The 17291-nt window shown below is 64.7% G+C and carries 16 protein-coding genes; 4 read left to right on the top strand and 12 right to left on the bottom strand.

What is annotated here, in order from left to right; translation table 11 throughout:
• Positions 1 to 421 precede the first annotated feature (421 nt).
• From CETAM_RS04360 to CETAM_RS04330, 7 genes are read right to left on the bottom strand one after another with little or no spacing between them, the layout of a single operon-like run.
• Positions 422 to 1630, bottom strand: coding sequence for a cytochrome P450 (locus CETAM_RS04360; protein WP_156227321.1), 1209 nt, complete (start codon positions 1628 to 1630; stop codon positions 422 to 424).
• 26 nt (positions 1631 to 1656) lie between these two features.
• Complete coding sequence (locus CETAM_RS04355; protein WP_156227319.1) at positions 1657 to 2511, bottom strand: SDR family NAD(P)-dependent oxidoreductase; 855 nt, start codon at positions 2509 to 2511, stop codon at positions 1657 to 1659.
• Between the two features lie 2 nt (positions 2512 to 2513).
• Positions 2514 to 2825, bottom strand: coding sequence for a 2Fe-2S iron-sulfur cluster-binding protein (locus CETAM_RS04350; RefSeq protein WP_156227317.1), 312 nt, complete (start codon positions 2823 to 2825; stop codon positions 2514 to 2516).
• A gap of 59 nt (positions 2826 to 2884) precedes the next feature.
• The gene (locus CETAM_RS04345) at positions 2885 to 3766 is read right to left on the bottom strand and encodes an amidohydrolase family protein (protein ID WP_156227315.1); all 882 of its coding nucleotides are present in this window, start codon (positions 3764 to 3766) and stop codon (positions 2885 to 2887) included.
• Positions 3767 to 3780: 14 nt separating this feature from the next.
• Positions 3781 to 5148, bottom strand: a complete 1368-nt coding sequence (locus CETAM_RS04340; RefSeq protein ID WP_156227313.1) for an MmgE/PrpD family protein — start codon at positions 5146 to 5148, stop codon at positions 3781 to 3783.
• On the bottom strand, positions 5148 to 6611 hold the full coding sequence (locus tag CETAM_RS04335; RefSeq protein WP_231587579.1) for an aldehyde dehydrogenase family protein: 1464 nt from the start codon (positions 6609 to 6611) through the stop codon (positions 5148 to 5150). The genes CETAM_RS04340 and CETAM_RS04335 overlap by 1 nt, the downstream gene beginning before the upstream one ends.
• Positions 6605 to 7366, bottom strand: a complete 762-nt coding sequence (locus CETAM_RS04330) for an SDR family NAD(P)-dependent oxidoreductase (RefSeq protein ID WP_156227311.1) — start codon at positions 7364 to 7366, stop codon at positions 6605 to 6607. Before CETAM_RS04330 ends, CETAM_RS04335 begins: the two co-directional genes overlap by 7 nt.
• Positions 7367 to 7591: 225 nt before the next feature.
• Here CETAM_RS04330 and CETAM_RS04325 point away from each other — a divergent pair, with 225 nt between their 5' ends.
• Entirely contained in the window at positions 7592 to 8845 is a 1254-nt protein-coding gene (locus CETAM_RS04325) for a CaiB/BaiF CoA transferase family protein (RefSeq protein WP_156227309.1), read from the top strand.
• A gap of 72 nt (positions 8846 to 8917) precedes the next feature.
• Here CETAM_RS04325 and CETAM_RS04320 read toward each other — a convergent pair whose 3' ends face one another.
• Positions 8918 to 9706 carry a GntR family transcriptional regulator gene (locus CETAM_RS04320; RefSeq protein ID WP_156227307.1) on the bottom strand — a complete coding sequence of 263 codons (789 nt, stop codon included), beginning with the start codon at positions 9704 to 9706 and terminating at the stop codon, positions 8918 to 8920.
• A 248-nt stretch (positions 9707 to 9954) separates the two neighbouring features.
• Between CETAM_RS04320 and CETAM_RS04315 the strand changes: the two genes are divergently transcribed.
• Positions 9955 to 11355 carry a class II fumarate hydratase gene (locus CETAM_RS04315; protein WP_156227305.1) on the top strand — a complete coding sequence of 467 codons (1401 nt, stop codon included), beginning with the start codon at positions 9955 to 9957 and terminating at the stop codon, positions 11353 to 11355.
• 71 nt (positions 11356 to 11426) lie between these two features.
• Here the strand turns inward: CETAM_RS04315 and CETAM_RS04310 are convergent, their stop codons facing one another.
• The gene (locus CETAM_RS04310; protein ID WP_156227303.1) at positions 11427 to 12389 is read right to left on the bottom strand and encodes a hypothetical protein; all 963 of its coding nucleotides are present in this window, start codon (positions 12387 to 12389) and stop codon (positions 11427 to 11429) included.
• 90 nt (positions 12390 to 12479) lie between these two features.
• Between CETAM_RS04310 and CETAM_RS04305 the strand changes: the two genes are divergently transcribed.
• Both CETAM_RS04305 and CETAM_RS04300 read left to right on the top strand, forming a co-directional pair.
• Entirely contained in the window at positions 12480 to 13154 is a 675-nt protein-coding gene (locus CETAM_RS04305) for a TetR/AcrR family transcriptional regulator (RefSeq protein WP_156227301.1), read from the top strand.
• Positions 13148 to 14701 carry an MDR family MFS transporter gene (locus tag CETAM_RS04300; RefSeq protein ID WP_231587578.1) on the top strand — a complete coding sequence of 518 codons (1554 nt, stop codon included), beginning with the start codon at positions 13148 to 13150 and terminating at the stop codon, positions 14699 to 14701. Before CETAM_RS04305 ends, CETAM_RS04300 begins: the two co-directional genes overlap by 7 nt.
• 6 nt (positions 14702 to 14707) lie before the next feature.
• On the opposite strand, the gene CETAM_RS04295 is transcribed toward CETAM_RS04300, so the two are convergent.
• The 3 genes from CETAM_RS04295 to CETAM_RS04285 all read right to left on the bottom strand — a co-directional run bounded on the left by CETAM_RS04295 (position 14708) and on the right by CETAM_RS04285 (position 17224).
• Positions 14708 to 15124 (bottom strand): META domain-containing protein, encoded by a 417-nt coding sequence (locus CETAM_RS04295; RefSeq protein ID WP_156227299.1) that lies wholly within the window; start codon positions 15122 to 15124, stop codon positions 14708 to 14710.
• 126 nt (positions 15125 to 15250) lie between these two features.
• Positions 15251 to 15778, bottom strand: a complete 528-nt coding sequence (locus tag CETAM_RS04290; protein ID WP_156227297.1) for a GNAT family N-acetyltransferase — start codon at positions 15776 to 15778, stop codon at positions 15251 to 15253.
• 72 nt (positions 15779 to 15850) lie between these two features.
• Positions 15851 to 17224, bottom strand: a complete 1374-nt coding sequence (locus CETAM_RS04285) for a PhoH family protein (protein ID WP_156227294.1) — start codon at positions 17222 to 17224, stop codon at positions 15851 to 15853.
• Positions 17225 to 17291: the final 67 nt, after the last annotated feature.

Here is a 17291-nt window from a genome sequence, read left to right as displayed (position 1 = left end):
CCCCTGCACAATCTCCCCGGTAGCTGGATCCCTCCGGCAACCGGGGATATTTTCATGGTCGGGGCCGTTTCAGGTGACGCGACGTCCGGCCCGCGTGGACTCCCTGATGGTTCCAGGTCAAAATACACACCTGCCACTTCCCCGGCGACGCAGACCCGGCCCTTCCCGCGAGTGCAACTCCCGGCTCAACCCTGCCGATGGTGTCTTCCGTCTGTGCGCCACCCGCGCAAACCTCAGCGCCTTGTGGATGGACCCCGTACCGGGATCACCCGGGTCATGGCTGAAAGTGGGTAACCCCAGTCCCGGAAGCAGTGAACGGAATTGCACAGCGCAAACGACAAGGGCCCGGGTATCACTACCCGGACCCTGCCGACCATGCACCTCTATTCAGTGCTGCCGGAGACCACTCTCTCCATGCCGTCTACCTGCGTGGGCTCAGCCGCACGGGAACATACTCGTGTCCGAATGCCTGGTAGGCCACTGCACGACGCGGCTCGCCGGCCAGCTCGATGCTGTCCACACGCTCCAGCACCGCACGGAGCAGGCACTTGGCCTCAAGGCGGGCGATCAGGTTGCCGGCGCAGGTGTGGATACCGAAACCGAAGGAGAGATGGCCCTTCTTCATGTCACGGTCGATGCGGAACTCGTCCGGGTTGTCGTATTGGCGCGGGTCGCGGCCTGCGCCCAGCCACATGGTGAGGATCTTCGCGCCCTTCGGGATGCGGGTTCCTCCGACCACCACCTCCTCATAGGCGGCGCGGCCACCGTAGCGGGACGCCGGGTAGTAACGGATGGACTCCTCCCAGGCGTCCTTCAGGAGCTCCGGGCGCTCCTTGAGCAGCTGCCACTGTTCAGGGTTGTCACCGAAGGCACGGAACATGGAGGCGATCGAGGCGGTGGTGGTGTCAAAACCGGCGGCGAAGATGGACTTCAGCAGCTGACGGGCGTGCTCCTCCTCGAGCTTGCCTTCGTCGACCATCGCGTAGATCTGGGCACCGATACCATTCGGATCCTGCCTGTCACGGTAGGTGTTCTCCTCCACCCACTGTTGTGCCTCGGCTGCCAGCGCCAGCTTCTCGCGCTGAAAATCGGACGCGGGGCCGAAGACGTTGAACACGCCTTCGCCGAACTTCAGCAGCAGCTCACGGCCGTCCTCCGGCAGACCCAGCATGTCCGGGAACACCTTGAGCACGTACCTCACGGCGAGGTCGTGGTACGCGTCGATCTCAACGGGGCCGTCGGCCAGGAGCTCGTCGACCAGGCGCTCGGCCTCCGCGGTGAAGTACTTCTCGAATTTCACCAGGTTCTCACCCGAGAGCACCGACATCACCACGCTCTTGGACAGGGTGTGTGATGGTGGGTCCTCCAGAACGAGAACCTTCGGGCGGAAGGGATTGTCCTCGTAGAAGGGACGATCACCCGATCCGAGGCGGCGGAAATCGCGCAGGGCCTTCTGCATCGGTGCGAACTGGGTGATGGCGTAGTAGTCGTACTTCTCGATGTAGACGACAGGGCCCATCTCACGGACCTCTCCGTCCGCCTTGTGAGGATCCAGCAGGGATTCCATGGCGAAGGGATCGCCCTCGTAGACGGGGGCCTCGATGACGTCAGGGGTGGTTGCAGCAGTCATAGTTTCTTTCCTCGGCTAGTGGTGTTCTATTTCCCGGCGACCCGGCGTGGTGGGGCCTCACCGGTTTCCATCCAGTTCAGGCGGTCACGAATGCCCTTGAGGGCGATCTCCGGGTGGGTGAGGATGAAGAAGCGCTTGTCCTCTATCGACTGCAGCACCTGTTCCGCCACCTGGGATGGTTCCATGCCCACTTCCTGGGTGACCTTCGCCAGTTGGGCGATGGCCACTTTCCGGGCCTCTTCATGCACTTCGGGGACGTCTGCGGGACGGTTGCGTTCTGCGTTGGTCATATTGGTTCTCACCGGTCCCGGGGCCAGCACCGACAGGTGGACGTTGCTGTCGTTGGTGCGCAGTTCCGCCTCGAGGGACTCGGTCAACCCGAGGATCGCCATCTTGGAGGCACAGTACGGGATCATCATCGGCGCGCCGGAGGCGAATGCGGCCACGGATGCGGTGTTCACGATGTGGGTTTCCGGGTGCTGTTCCAGGAGCGGGAGGAATACCCGGCAACCGTTGAGGGCGCCGAAGTAGTTCACGTCCATCACCCAGCGCCAGGCACTCTCGGGGATCTTGCCGAAGCTGCCCCCGGTCTCCACGCCGGCGTTGTTGCACAGGTAGTGGACGGCGCCGAAGGCCTCGACGGTCCGGTCGGCGAGTGCCTGCACGTCCTCGACATGGCGGACGTCGGTACGCACACCGATCACGCGGTTCGGGCCGAAGCCCCTGCCCTCCAGGTCCATCAGGGCACGGTCCAGGGCTGCGTCCTCTATGTCGGCGATGGCCACGTTGGCCCCTGCCTCGAGGAAGGCGATGGTCAACCCGAAGCCGATGCCACTGGCGCCGCCGGTGACCACGGCGGTGCGGTTGGTGAAGGTGCCCATGGTTACATGTCCAGTTCGAGTCGGTTGCCGCAGGCGCGAGACACGCAGATCATCATGGTGTCATTGGCCTCGCGCTCTTCATCGTCAAGAACGCGGCAGCGGTGGTCGACCGTGCCGGACAGCACCGGAGTTTCGCAGGTACCGCAGGTGCCTTCCTGGCAGGAGGAGATGACGGATTCACCGGCCTCCTCAAGAACCTTCAGGATGGACTTGTCGGCGGGCACCTCGTACTCCTTCTCGCTCAGTGCGAGGTAGACGGAGAACGGCTTGTTCCCGGTGCCGTTGCCGGTGGTTTCTGGCTTGGTGGAAGACATAACGCTCACTGCTTGCTCTCTCTCAGATGTTGGAGTGGCTGTTTTCTGGTGTCATGGAGTTATTTCAGACCGAAGAGCCTGATGGCGTTCTCACGGAGGATCAGCGGACGGACCTCGTCCTTGAACTCCCGCTTGGCGAAGTCCTCGAGCCAGCGGTCCGGGGTCAGGAGAGGGAAGTCCGATCCGAAGAGCACCTTGTCCTTGATGAGGGAGTTGGAGTGCTGGACCAGCTTGTCGTCGAAGTACTTCGGTGACCATCCGGAGAGGTCGATGTAGACGTTCTGCTTGTGTCGCGCCACGGCGAGTGCCTCATCCTGCCAGGGGAAGGACGGGTGGGCGATGATGATCTTCATGCCGGGGAAGTCAACGGCGATGTCGTCGTAGTACATCGGGTTGGAGTAGCGCAGGCGCACTCCGCCACCGCCCGGTGAGGTGCGGCCGATACCGGTCTGACCGGAGTGGAAGAGGCCGACCAGCTCGTGCTCCTCGATGAGCTCATAGAACTTGTAGGCCATCGGATCATTCGGTTCGAAGCCCTGCACGCTGGGGTGGAACTTGAAGCCCTTGATGCCGTAGTCGCGGATCAGTCCGCGGGCCTCGTCCAGGCCCGGCTTGCCGCGGTAAGGATCGATGGAGGCGAACGGGATCAGTACGTCATCGTGACGCTGGGCGGCCTCGGCCACCTCGTCGTTGGGGACACGGACATCGCCCATGTGGCGTTCGGAATCCACGCCGAACACCACAGCCATCATCTTGCGGGAACGGTAGTACTCGGCGGTGCCGTCCAGGTCGATGTTGACCAGATCCGTCTTCCAGCGCTCAGCCTGATCCGCCCTGGTGGCGTCGCCGACCTTGTCCTCATGCCCACAACCGCGGCTGGAGTTGAGGGCGTGCGCGTGGACGTCGATGGCGTGGACGTCCTCGAGTGCGAGTCTTTCCATGGGGTTTCGTGCTCCTAGATCGTGGTTTCGGGAATCAGTGGTTGGGTGGTGGCCGCGGTCAGTTCCGGGATGGTGGTGCGGCTGGAATGAAGTATGAGGTCGCTGGCCAGGCGGGTCCGGGTGGCGCCCAGGTGAGGCTCGACGAGCCGGGTGAATTTCTGCACCAGCTGTTTTTCCCTCGCCGCGAGGTCGGTGGCAGGTTGGCCGCGGTCCACTGTGGTGTCCCAGGATTCCCCGCGCGCCCGCCGGATGTGGACGCCGATTCTCGGTTCCTGTCCCGCCAGTTCGGGGTCGAACCGGAGGGTGATTCTTTCCCGCAGGTCCTGGTACGCCGGGTCCTGCAGGTTGTCCGGGTGAAACGCCTCCTCCGTGCTGAGGTCGAACCCCAGCGCGGAGAGGGCGAAGGTGGCATGGAGGCTGAACTTCGCGTCGTTCGATGTCCGCGGATCCTCGATCGCGCACACATCGGCCAATTTCGGGCTCACGCTGAGGGTGATCAGCGCCCTGTCCAGCCCGGGCAGGGTTGCCGCCTGCGCACCTGCATCCACCGCCGCCTGTGTCATGAAACAGGAGGCGTAGGTCTTGTAGAGCATCCCCTCGATGGCGAAACCTTCCCGCCGTGCAGGCGGGACAGTACCGGCACCGCGGTAGTTGGAGATGAATCCGGTCTCGCCGTTAAGAGCCCTGCCCGATGAAGAGGTGATCGTCGACAAGCTTGCTGCGACCACGCCGGCCTGGCTGGCGTTACCCGCGTGCATCGGTTTGGCGAGTGTGCCGAACATGGCTTTCAGGCCGGCTGCCTGGGTAGCTGCGGCATCGAGCGCGCTGATCCATTCATCGTGGCTCAGTCCGCGCAGGTGACAGACAGCGGCGGCGGCGGCGAAGGTGCCGAGGGTGCCTGTCGCATGCCACCCGGCGTCATAGTGGCCGGGCAGGACGTGGGATGCCACCCAATCCCCCACTTCCGTCCCTACGACCAGGGCGGTGAGGAGCTTGTCGACGCCCGCCCCGGTCTGCTCACCGACGGTGAGCAGCGCGGGCACAACCACCGCGCTGGGGTGCCCGGAGAACGACGGCAGCATGTCATCGAAATCCAGGAGGTGGCCGTTGAAGGCGTTGATCACCAGGGCATCCCGCCAGTGGAGACTGTCGGGGGTTCCGATCAGCGGGGTATCGCCCGGCGCCGGATCCATGATGCCGCGGAAGCGCCGGGCAGCAGGCTCGTTGGCTCCGGCCACCGCGCATCCGAACCAGTCCAGAAGACTGTGCCTGGCGGTTATGATCGCACGGCTGTTCAGATCGTCAATGGTCAGGGACCTGCACCGCTCAATGAGGAGTCTGAGGGATGCGTCGAGGTGCTGCTGCTCAGCGCTTGTGATCATCAGAGCTTCATGCTCACGGTCTTGGTCTGCAGGTACTCGGAGACCGCGTGGACGCCCTTCTCCCGGCCGTAACCGGACTGCTTGAAACCACCGAACGGTGCCTGGACACCACCGGCGAAGTAGTCGTTGACGTTGACCTGTCCCGCCTGGATCCGGGCTGCCATGCGGTGTGCGCGGCCCAGGTTCTGGGTCCACACGCCTGCGGTGAGTCCGTATCTGGTGTCGTTGGCGATCTGCACCGCCTCCTCCTCCGTGTCGAACCTGATCACGGACAGCACCGGTCCGAAGATCTCCTCCTGTGCGATACGCATGGAGTTCTGCACGTTGACGAAGATGGTCGGCTGGATGAACCGTCCTGCGTCGAGGTTCTCCCCTGTGGCGCGGGAGCCACCGACGGCGACCTCTGCGCCCTCGTTGCGGCCGATCTCCAGGTACTCCTGGATCTTCTCGAACTGGGCTGCGGTGGTGATCGCACCCATCTGGGAGGCTGCGTCAGTGCCTGGTCCGAGCTTGATCTGACTGTTCATCTCCACCAGCTTGTCCACCACCTGATCGTGGACGGAGCTGTGCACCAGGAGACGAGAGCCTGCAGCGCAGACCTGACCGGCGTTGATGTTGATGGCGAAGAAGGCGCCACGGATGGCATCCTCCAGTTTGGCATCCTCGAAGATGATGTTCGGGGACTTGCCTCCGAGCTCCAGGGTCAGTGGGTTGAGGTTCTCGGCGGAGGCACGCATGATCTCCTGGCCGGTGGGGACGGAACCGGTGAAGGTGACACGTCCGACATCCGGGTGGGACACCAGTGCGGCACCGGCATCCCTGCCCAGACCGGTGACCACGTTGAATACACCTGCCGGAAGACCTGCCTCAACCGCGATGCGGGCGAGTTCGATGGTGGTGATGGAGGTGTCCTCGGCGGGCTTGACCACAGCGGTGTTACCCGCGAGCAGGGCCGGGGCGACACCACGGGCGGCCTGCTGGAAGGCGGCGTTCCACGGCACGATGTGCGCGGTGACACCGAAAGGCTCCGAGCGGGTGTAGGAGATGTGGGTATCCCCCAGCGGAATGGTCTCACCGGCCAGTTTGTCAGCCAGACCCGCGTAGTACTCGAAGTACCGCGCAGATGTCATGACGTCGAATTGGGCGTCCATGCGGGTCTTGCCGTTGTCGAGCGACTCCAGGTACACCAGTCGCTCGGTGTTCTCCTTGATCTTCTCGGCGATCTTCAGGAAGATACGGCCCTTCTCCACGCCGGGGAGATCACGCCAGGCGGGGAAAGCCGCCTTGGCACTGGCCACCGCATCATCGACCTCGGACTTGCCGCCGGCCTGGATGGAGGTGATGACCTCACCGTTGGCGGGGTTGATGCTGTCGAAGGTGCGGTTGGTGCCTTCATCGACCATGTGGCCGTCAATGAAGGAGCCGTAGAAAGATTCAGCAATTCGGGTCTTGGTGCTTAGCACAGGGAGCCTCCGTCGACGGGAAGGTTGTGACCGGAGATCATTCCGGCTTCGCGTGATGCGAGGAAAAGCGCGGCGTCAGCCATGTCGGTGGTGTTGGCCAGGCGGCCCATCGGGATGCCGGCGATGATCTTCGGCTGGATGACCTTGGCCATGTCGCCCGGGGTGAAGACATCCTGCATCGGGGTCTCGGTGGCGACCGGACAGATCGAGTTGACGCGGACATGAGGAGCAAACTCGATGGCCAGCGCACGGGTCATCTGGACTGCCGCACCCTTGGTCGCGGAGTAGGCGGAGTTGCCTGGCCGGGCGGTGAGACCCGAGAGGGAGGCGGTGATGACCATGGAACCCTTGGTTTCCTTCAGGTGCGGCATCGCGGCGCGGGCGAGGTTCCAGGGGCCCTTGACGTTGACCGCATGCATGAGATCAAAGTGCTTCTCATCGGCCTCGGTGGCCTCGAGAAGCGGCTTGACTGCAGTGGCTACGCCGGCGTTGGCCCAGGCAATGGAGAGACTTCCGTAATTCTCCAGTGCAGCATCGACAGCTTTCTGGTTGCCCTCGAGGGTGGAGACATCAGCCTGGACAGCGACCGCACGGCCGCCATTCTCCTCAACGAGCCTCACCGTCTCCTCTGCGGCTTCGAGGTTGAGATCCGCAACCACTACTGCGGCCCCCTCTTCAGCAAAGCGGATGGCTCCGGTACGGCCCATTCCGGATCCACCACCGGTGATGATTGCTACTTCATTCTCCAGACGCATAACTGTTCCTTTCAACGTTGGCCAACACCTCTTAGTGTCGACTTGTTCCCGCACTCACTGCGTAATGAACATGACAATGACCATACAAACGTGACCCACATCTCGTCAAGTGTCGACACAAAAGAATATTTGCCCTAAGCTGTCGTTACCGAAAGGAAAGTCACTAGACACCTGTCTTGTGACCTGCATCATTATCCGCCACCGTCGGAAAAGAAAGCGATATTCATGGAATCTTCAACCAATACCCCCGCCACCCCCACGAAGGGGCCCCTCAACGGAATCAAGATTCTGGACTTCACGCAGTTTCTCGCCGGCCCCCACGGAACCCAGATACTCGGTGACATGGGAGCCCAGATCATCAAGATCGAAACTCCCGCCGGCGACCTCAGCCGGACCGTTCCCCCGCACTTCATCCGCGACGACAGCGCTTACTTCCACACCATCAACCGCAACAAGAAGTCCGTCGTGATCAACATGAAGAAGCCCGGAGGCACTGAACTGGTGCGCGAGCTCATCAAGACGGCCGACGTCGTGGTGGAGAACTTCCGCCCAGGAGTCCTCTCCCGCCTCGGCATCGACCGGGAGGATGAGATGGAGAACAATCCGGCGCTGATCTGGGCCTCCATTTCCGGTTTCGGACAGAGCGGCCCCGACCGGGACCTTCCCGCCTACGACATGATTGTCCAGGCATTGTCCGGGACGATGAGCCTCACCGGAGAACGCGGCGGGCGCCCCGTCCGCACCGGAATCCCCGTCGGCGACATCGCAGCGGGCCTGCACGCAGCCATCGGCATCCTTTCCGCCCTGCATAACGTCAAGGAAACCGGCCAGGGCGAGTACATCGACATCTCCATGCTCGACTGTCTGGTGGCCATGCTCTCCTACCAGGGCACCTACCACCTGGAATCCGGGCATGTCCCCGGCCCCCAGGGAAGTGGTCACGACGCCATTCCCACCTATCGCCAGTTCACCGCCGGCGACGGCCGTGACATCGTCACCACCGCCAACACCGAGCGCATGTGGCAGGCGATGGCCCAGGCCCTCGGCCACCCGGAGCTTCTCGACGACCCCCGTTTCACCCTCAACGGCGATCGCCTGAGAAACAAGGAGGAGCTGTGGGACATCCTCGAGCCGGCATTCCTCGAGCGCGACGCCGCCGAATGGGTCGCCCTCTTCAATGAAGCCGGCATCCCGGTGGGCATGGTCAATACGCTCGACCTCGCCCTGACCAGCCCCCAGATCCTGCACCGCGAGATGGTGGTGGAGCTTGACGACGGGAACGGGGCCTCCGTGAAGACCCTGGGCAACCCCATCAAGCTGAGCCGCAACCCCCGCAGCCGGGACTCCTTCCCGCCGGCGCTCGGAGAGCACACCAGCGACATCCTCCGCGATGTCCTGGGCAAGTCCTCCAGCGAAATTGACCAGCTGCTCGAGGCAGGCGCCATTCAGACTCCCCTGGCCGAGGAACTCGTGAACTAGGTCTCCGCCGGAGGCGGCCCCACCTCTCGCCGGGTCCGGCCTCCTGCACCGACGGGGATGTCGACAAGCTCTCTAGGTGAAGTGCCAGTTGGCGGGGTTGTCGTTGGTCAGGGCAAGATAGGCGTCCCGGATGATACCCATGGACAGGGCCTTGGCCAGCTGGGAATCGCGACGCTCGAAGGCAAGCATCAGGCGCTGATGATCACGCGTCGACTCCTCCATGCGCCCCGGGAGTGTCATGGACTTACGGCGGAGACGCAGACTGGACAGGCCGATGGAGTCAATGAAGCCTGCCACGAGACTGTTACCGGCGATGGACGTCGCGCATTCACCGAAGCTGATGTTGGCCCAGAAGAAGGCGTTGACATCTCCGGCGTCGCAGGCGGCGGCCATCTGAGCCACTTTCGCCCGCATGGGTTCCAGGTCCGTACCCTGCCAGTTCCTGCACACCGCCTCAGCCATGAAGCCGGTGACCAGGGCACGGGCGTGATACAGGTCCTTGACCGGAACCTCGAGGAAATCCGACACCCGGGGGCGCCGCCGTGCGGGAACCTCCACCATGCGGTGCTTCTCCAGCATGAGCAGGGCTTCCCGGACCGGTGTACGACTCGTTCCGAACTGCTTGGCCAGATCCACCGAATTCACCTCGTCCCCCGGCAGGAGTTCGCCCTCGATGATGCGCAGCCCCACATCACCGGCGATCTGGGCCACAAGAGATTCCTCACGGTCGCTGAAACCGAGGTTGCGCAGAAGCAGCTTCCGCAGGCTCTCACGGAACTGCCCCTCCTGGCGGGCGCCCGCTGAGCGCCCTTCAGCGTCCTGCTGATAGCCGACGTCGAAAGAAGTACGGTCACCCGTCATCGTTGATCCTCCATCCTGCTTCCACGTTCTCACTGACCATGCTATCCGTCGACGGCTCTCAGCCTGTGTACCCCTGCAGAGAATCAGATCTCGGACGCCCCCTCAGCTCCGGACGCGGCCGGACTCCGTCAACTCTGCAAATTTGTGAAGTCACCCCAATTTGTCAGGGAGCTCGGTGTGGATCACCTCCCGTGAGGGTAAGATCAGCCCGAGCCGTATTTAACTCGACGTTAGAAATGAGTGATTTCATGACCGAGCAGGAATTCCGCATCGAACACGACACCATGGGTGAGGTCAAGGTCCCGGTGAACGCACTGTGGCAGGCCCAGACCCAGCGTGCGGTGGAGAACTTCCCGATCTCCGGCCGCGGCCTCGAGTCCGCTCAGATCCGCGCGATGGGCCTGCTCAAGGCCGCCTGCGCGATCGTGAACAAGGAGCGTGGCCTCCTGGCGGCAGAGCAGGCTGACGCCATCGTCGCCGCAGCCCGGGAGATCGCCGACGGCAGGCACGACGCCGAGTTCCCGATCGATGTCTTCCAGACCGGTTCCGGCACCTCCTCCAACATGAACGCCAACGAGGTCATCGCCTCCATCGCGAAGGCCAACGGCACGGAGGTCCACCCCAACGACCATGTCAACATGGGTCAGTCCTCCAACGACACCTTCCCCACCGCCACCCACGTCGCCGCCACCGAGGCAGCCGTCAACGATCTCATCCCGGGCCTGAAGGTTCTGCATGAGTCCCTGGCGAAGAAGGCCGCGGAGTGGAAGAACACGGTCAAGTCCGGCCGCACCCACCTCATGGACGCTGTTCCGGTCACCCTGGGTCAGGAGTTCGGCGGCTACGCCCGTCAGATCGAGCTGGGCATCGAGCGCATCGAGTCCACCCTTGAGCGCCTGGGTGAGCTGCCGATCGGCGGCACCGCCGTGGGCACCGGCCTGAACACCCCGGCCGACTTCGGCGCGAAGGTCACCGAGGAGCTCAAGAAGCTCACCGGTCTCCAGGAGCTTTCCGAGGCCGAGAACCACTTCGAGGCGCAGGCCAACCGCGACGCGCTCGTCGAGTTCTCCGGCGCCATGCGTACCGTGGCCGTCTCCCTGTACAAGATCGCCAACGACATCCGCCTCATGGGTTCCGGCCCGCTGACCGGTTTCGCTGAGATCCACCTGCCGGACCTGCAGCCGGGCTCCTCCATCATGCCGGGCAAGGTCAACCCGGTCCTGTGCGAGACCGCCACCCAGGTCTCCGCCCAGGTCATCGGCAACGACGCCGCCGTCGCCTTCGCCGGCACCCAGGGCCAGTTCGAGCTCAACGTGTTCATTCCGGTCATGGCACGCAACGTCCTGGAGTCCTCCCGCCTGCTGGCCAACACCGCCCGCGTCTTCGCGGAGCGCCTGGTCGACGGCATCGAGCCGAACGTGGAGCGCATGCGCACCCTGGCCGAGTCCTCCCCGTCCATCGTCACCCCGCTGAACTCCGCGATCGGTTACGAGAACGCCGCCAAGGTCGCCAAGACCGCTCTGGCCGAGGGCAAGACCATCCGCCAGACCGTCATCGACATGGGCTTCGTCGACGGTGAGACGCTCACCGAGGAGGAGCTGGACAAGCGCCTCGACGTCCTCGCGATGGCCAACACGGACCGCGACTAGCCTCCGCTTCTCGACGCCCCGCCGCCCGCCACAGCCACTGTGGTCCGGGCGCTGCGGGGCGTTCGTGATTCTCAGCCCCGCGCGATGAGATCCAGGAGGTAGGGCGTCGGGGTGATCTTCAGCTCTTTGGCCTGCGGGTCGAAGGAGGACAGGGTGGTCACCTCGCCTTCGTGCCACATGTGCAGCAGCGGGGAGACGGTGTGGGTGCCGTCGACGGCGAGCTGAGCGGCAACGGGTGCAAGCCGGCCGATTCCCTCGAGCAGGTCCTCGCCGGTGCTGATCTCACGGACGAGCAGGACATGGCGGGCGGGGATGGCGAAGAGGACGCCGCGGGACTGATCGAGGTCAGGGGCCCAGGCGTAGAGAACCTCCTCGAGCAGGAGCGGCGCGGAGGCGACGTAGTAGCTGCCGGATTCGAAGGAACGGAAATAGGCCCCGGGGCGTTCCTCGGAACCGGGGTGGGTCTGCGCGTGGACCCTGGCCCCCAGGAGTTCCTCGCGCAGGTTGTTACGGGCGGCACGGACGAGAGTGTCCAGGCTGTCGACCTCCCGGAGTCGTTCCAGGGGCATGGTCTGGATGGAGCGTTCGGTGTCGAGTACGAGGGTCACCGCGGTGTCGACGGTGAACTCGTGGAGCGTGGCGGCGGCGACGATGTCCGCCTCCTCCGGCACGAGGTTCTTCGTGGAGACGATGCGCAGGCGCAGGCCCGCGTAGAGGTCGGCTGTGCCCAGGTCCTCGGCGTGCTCACCGTCGAGAATCGAGGTGACGAAGGCCCGTGCCATAGTGTGCGCCGCCTTGGGGTGCTGGGAGGCGGCGACGTCCCCGATGAGGTTCTCCAGGTTGACGGTGACCCGGCCACGCCGGGGGTGTTCGATGATGGCGTGGCGACCGTCGAAACGCACTGTCGCCCCCTTCTCGGCGAGGGTATGCCTGAGTTCGGAGCGGAGCTCACCTGCCCTGCCCCGTGTCAGACCGGGAAAGAGATGGTCGGGTCGTTTCCGGTTACGGAACGCGTGGAGTCGGCGGAGAATCATTGACACTGAGAATACCCCCGATCCGGCCTGCACCGCCGAAAAAAGTTTGCACTTGAGTGCAAAGGTGCACCGAGTGTAAGGTGTCATCTCATGATTGATGACACCCCCCTCAGGGAGAGGAAACGCCGGGCCACCCGCAGGCGGATTGAGGAGGCTGCCACGGCGCTCGTCGAGAAGCACGGGTTCGAGAACGTCACCGTCGAGGACATCTGCCGGGGCGCGGACATTTCGCGGCGCACCTTCTTCAACTACATGGAGTCCAAGGACGAGGCCGTCCTCGGCCTGCCTCCCATGTCGATCGCCGAGGACCGCCGCCGCCTGCTGGTGGACACGCCCTCCGACAACCTCGTGAGATCCGCGCTGGAACAGATCGTGGCCACCATGGACGACGCCGAGAGCGAGGTCATTGAGGCCGGCGCCGACCAGGAGTTCCTGAACGTGCTGCGGGAACGACGCCACCGCATCGTCGCGGCCGAGCCTTCCGTGGCGATGATGTCCGTCAACCGTTTCCGGGAGCAGGCGAAGCTGATCCACCAGCTCATCGTCGACCACCTGGAGGCGCACCCCGCCGACCGCAGGCTCGCCGAACAGCCGCCTGAGATCGAGGCCTCCATCATCGCCGCCCTCATCCGCGAAAGCGTCTGGCTCCACATGTCACGCATGACCCACCACTCCGAATCCCCCGCCGACTCCGCCACCCGGGCACGCATGCTGCCCGAGACCGGTCGGATCATCTCCGATTTCTCGAAGGAACTGTCTTGGTAACCACCACACGCCCCGAGGCGCCGGCCCAGCGCGTCGGCCTCATTTTCGGCGCCCTCCTGACCACGATGCTCATGAGCTCGCTCGGCCAGATGATCTTCTCAACCGCCCTGCCGACCATCGTCGGCGAGCTCGGCGGCGTCAACCACATGAGCTGGGTCATCTCCGGCTTCATGGTCACCATGACCATCGCCATGCCGATCTTCGGAAAACTGGGCGACATGGTGGGGCGCAAGTGGCTCTACCTGTTCGGCATCAGCACCTTCGTCGTCGGCTCCACCATGGGCGGCTTCGCGCAGTCGATGGAGCTGCTGGTCCTCGCCCGTGCCATCCAGGGCTTCGGCGCCGGCGGCATGATGGTCACCTCCCAGGCCATCGTCGCCGAGGTGGTCCCTGCCCGCCAGCGAGGCAAGTTCATGGGCATCATGGGCGCGATGTTCGGTGTGAGTTCCGTGCTCGGCCCGGTCCTCGGCGGCTGGTTCACCGACGGCCCCGGCTGGCGCTGGGGACTGTGGATCAATGTCCCCCTCGGCCTCCTCGCCTTCACCGTGTCCCTGCTGGCCCTCCGCCTGCGTACGGGCAGCCGGGAGAACCTCCGCTACGACTGGCTGGGCACCGCACTGATGACCGTCACCACCGCCTCGCTGATCCTGCTGGCCACGTGGGGCGGCACGGAGTACGAGTGGGGTGACCCGGTCATCCTGGGCCTGATTGCCACCACCGTCATCGGCGCGACCCTGTTCATCCTCGTGGAGCTGAAGGCGACGAACCCGCTGATCCCGATGGACCTGTTCCGCAACCGCAACATGACCTTGACCACCATCTCCGGCACCGTCATGGGCCTGGCCATGATGGGCGCTCTGGGCTACCTGCCGACGTACCTGCAGATGGTCCATTCACTGACCCCGACCGACGCGGGCCTGATGATGATCCCGATGATGGTCGGCATGATCGGCACCTCAACGAGCGTGGGCTTCCTCATCGCCCGGTCCGGGAACTACAAGATCTACCCCGTCGTCGGCCTGGGCGTCATGTCCGTCGCCCTGTGGCTGATGTCGCAGCTGACGGTGGGGACCACGTTGATCCAGCTGGGCATCATCTTCTTCCTCTTCGGCTTCGGTCTCGGTCTGGTCATGCAGGTGCTGGTGCTCATCGTGCAGAACTCCTTCCCGATCCAGATCGTCGGCACCGCCACCGCCGCGAACAACTTCTTCCGGCAGATCGGCTCCGCCCTCGGCGCCTCCCTGGTCGGCGCGATGTTCATCCACAACCTGCAGGGCAACCTGGCCGACCGCCTGCCCGGCGCCTTCGCGCAGATGGGTGAGGAGGGGCAGTCCTACGCGGAGCAGTTCGCCGCCGGCGGCGGCGCCTCGAACTCGCTCACCCCGGAGGCCGTGGTTCAACTGCCCGCCCCCATCCGGGAGGTCATTCTGAGCAGCTACAACGACGGTCTCGCGCCGGTCTTCCTGCTCATGGTGCCGCTGACCCTGTTCGCCATGTTCATTCTCCTCCCGGTCAAGCAGGAGAAGCTCAAGGAGACCGTGGAGTAAGGACGGTCAGCGTCGGGGCAACGCCCCGACGCTGTCGCCCGCGGCATTGTGGACGGTCATGATGTTCCCGTGAACCGTGGCGGACCTGGCTTGCGTGAACCAGGTGGGGTGCCCACAGGCCCGCTTCGTGGAGACGCGGTCGTCATTGAACACGATCCTTGCGCCCTCCTCGCGCCAGGTGCCCGAGAACCAGTTGCAGCCGTCGTAGCCGTTCATGGTCCGGTCCGCCTTGAGCGCCACCTTCGGCAGCGCCTCCGAATCACAGCCCCACACGCCGACCGGACCGGAACCCGTCACACCGCTCACCGGGCTGCAGGCGGGCGGAGGCGGCAGCTGTGACGAACCCTGCCCCGCCAGGTCAACTGATCCGGACGTCAGACCGGCACCCGGCAGGATGGTCGCCAGCACACTGTTGAGGGACATCGTGGCCTCGCTTTCGGGATCCGGGAAGAACTCTGCCCGGGCTGATCCTATCAGCCCCTGAGCTGCCGAGATGGGGGAAAACGAGGTGCATGGGCTCGCGCCCCGGAGCGGGGACGGGCCCGTCGCTCACTCGCCCGGCTTGGGCAGCAGCTTCTCGTAGACGTCAGTGTCCCGCCACTGGCCCGCCATGTCGCCGTAGCTCATCTTCGCCAGGTGACGGAAGGTGCCGACCTTCTCGAAGCCCCGCGACCTGTGCAGCGCCGCAGAACCCTCGTTCTCGGGGAAGACCCAGGCGTGGATGCCCCACTTGTGCAGGCCCCCGCAGACGTCGATGAGCTTGTCCAGGAGCGCACCGGCAACACCTCGGCCGCGGGCGTCGGGGTGGATGTAGATGGAGTTCTCCACCACGCCGTGGAAGACGGAACGGCTGGAGATGGGCGCGGCGGCGACCCAGCCCAGCAGCTTCCCGGGGTCTTCGTTGTCCGCTGCAACGAACACGGACTCCATGATCTTCGCCCGGAAGAACTGCTGCCAGGTCGGTGCCTGTGTCTCGTAGGTGGCGTGGCCGGATTCCAGGCCGCTCTCGTAGATTGCCCGGACCTGGGGGTAATCCTCAGGACGGATGGGTCGGAGCGTGAAAGTCGCATCTGCCATGCCGACATTGTTGCCCACCCCGCGCGGGGCCCGCAAACGCTGGGCGTCTGCGGGCATCTCCCGGCGGAGCCCCTAAGAGCCGTCCTCCAGCAGGTCAGTGACCAGTTCGGCGATGGCCGAGCGCTCGGAACGCTGCAGGGTGATGTGGGCGAACAGCTCGTGGTCCTTGAGCTTCTCGATCACCGCCTGGACGCCGTCGTGGCGGCCCACCCGGAGATTGTCCCGCTGGGCGACGTCGTGCGTGAGCACCACCCGGGATCCCCGGCCGAGCCGCGACAGGACGGTGAGCAGCACGTTGCGCTCCAGCGACTGGGCCTCATCGACGATGACGAAGGAGTCGTGGAGGGAGCGGCCACGGATGTGGGTCAGCGGGAGAACCTCGATGAGTTCACGCGCCTGGATCTCCTCCATGACATTGTCGGAGACCAGCCCGTCCAGGGTGTCGAACACCGCCTGCGCCCAGGGGTTCATCTTCTCGGTCTCCGAACCCGGCAGGTAGCCGAGGTTCTGGCCACCGACGGCGTAGAGGGGACGGAAGACGACGATGCGGCGGTGCTCACCACGCTCCAGCACCGCCTCCAACCCGGCACACAGGGCCAGCGCCGACTTGCCGGTACCGGCGCGACCACCGATGGAGACGATGCCCACGTTGTTGTCGAGCAGCAGGTCCAGCGCGATGCGCTGCTCCGCCGAACGGCCCTGGAGGCCGAAGGACTGCTGATCACCGCGTACCAGGCGCACACCGCCATCGCGGGTGACACGCCCCAGTGCGGACTGAGTGGAGGTGGTCAACCGGACGCCACAGTGGACCGGCAGCTCGGCGACGTACTCGCCGTTGTCTGTCACGGCGGCGTCGGCGAGCTCCACCACACCATCCCGGTACAGGGCGTCGATGGTCTCTGCGTTGGTGTGCACGTCGGCGATACCGGTGTAGCCGGTGAGCACGACGTCCTGCGCATGGTACTCATCGGCCTGCAGGCCCACCGAGCCGGCCTTGACACGCAACGGCACGTCCTTGGTCACCAGCGTGGTGTCCCGTCCCTCCCGCTGCAGGTTGAGCGCGCAGGCGAGGATGCGGTGATCACCCTCCGTACCGCGGAAGGCGGCCGGAAGCTGGGACTGGTCCTGGTGGTTGAGTTCGACCCGCAGGGTGCCGCCCTCCACGTTCACCGGGACGGGTTGATCGAGACGTTCGTAGGTGGCACGCAGGTCCTCCAGCATCCTCAGCGCCTGACGCGCGAACCAGCCGAGCTCCGGGTGGTGCCGCTTGCCCTCCAACTCCGTGATCACCACTACCGGCAGTACCACCTCGTGCTCCGAGAACTTGCGCAGCGCCCACGGGTCACTGAGCAGTACGGAGGTGTCGATGACGTAGGTACGGGTGGCGACGGCCGAGCGGTCGTCCAGGTCGCGGTCAGTGAGGTAGTCGGTGGTCGAGTCAAACATGGCGCAGGCTCCCCAGGTGTGGCGGGCCGGGTACCCGTCACCGCCACGGGCCAGAATCCTCACGGGA

The organism is Corynebacterium comes (assembly GCF_009734405.1).
GTDB classification, from domain to species: domain Bacteria; phylum Actinomycetota; class Actinomycetes; order Mycobacteriales; family Mycobacteriaceae; genus Corynebacterium; species Corynebacterium comes.
The sequence above is the reverse complement of the archived record's forward strand: the minus strand, read 5'-3'. Positions and strand labels throughout refer to the sequence as shown.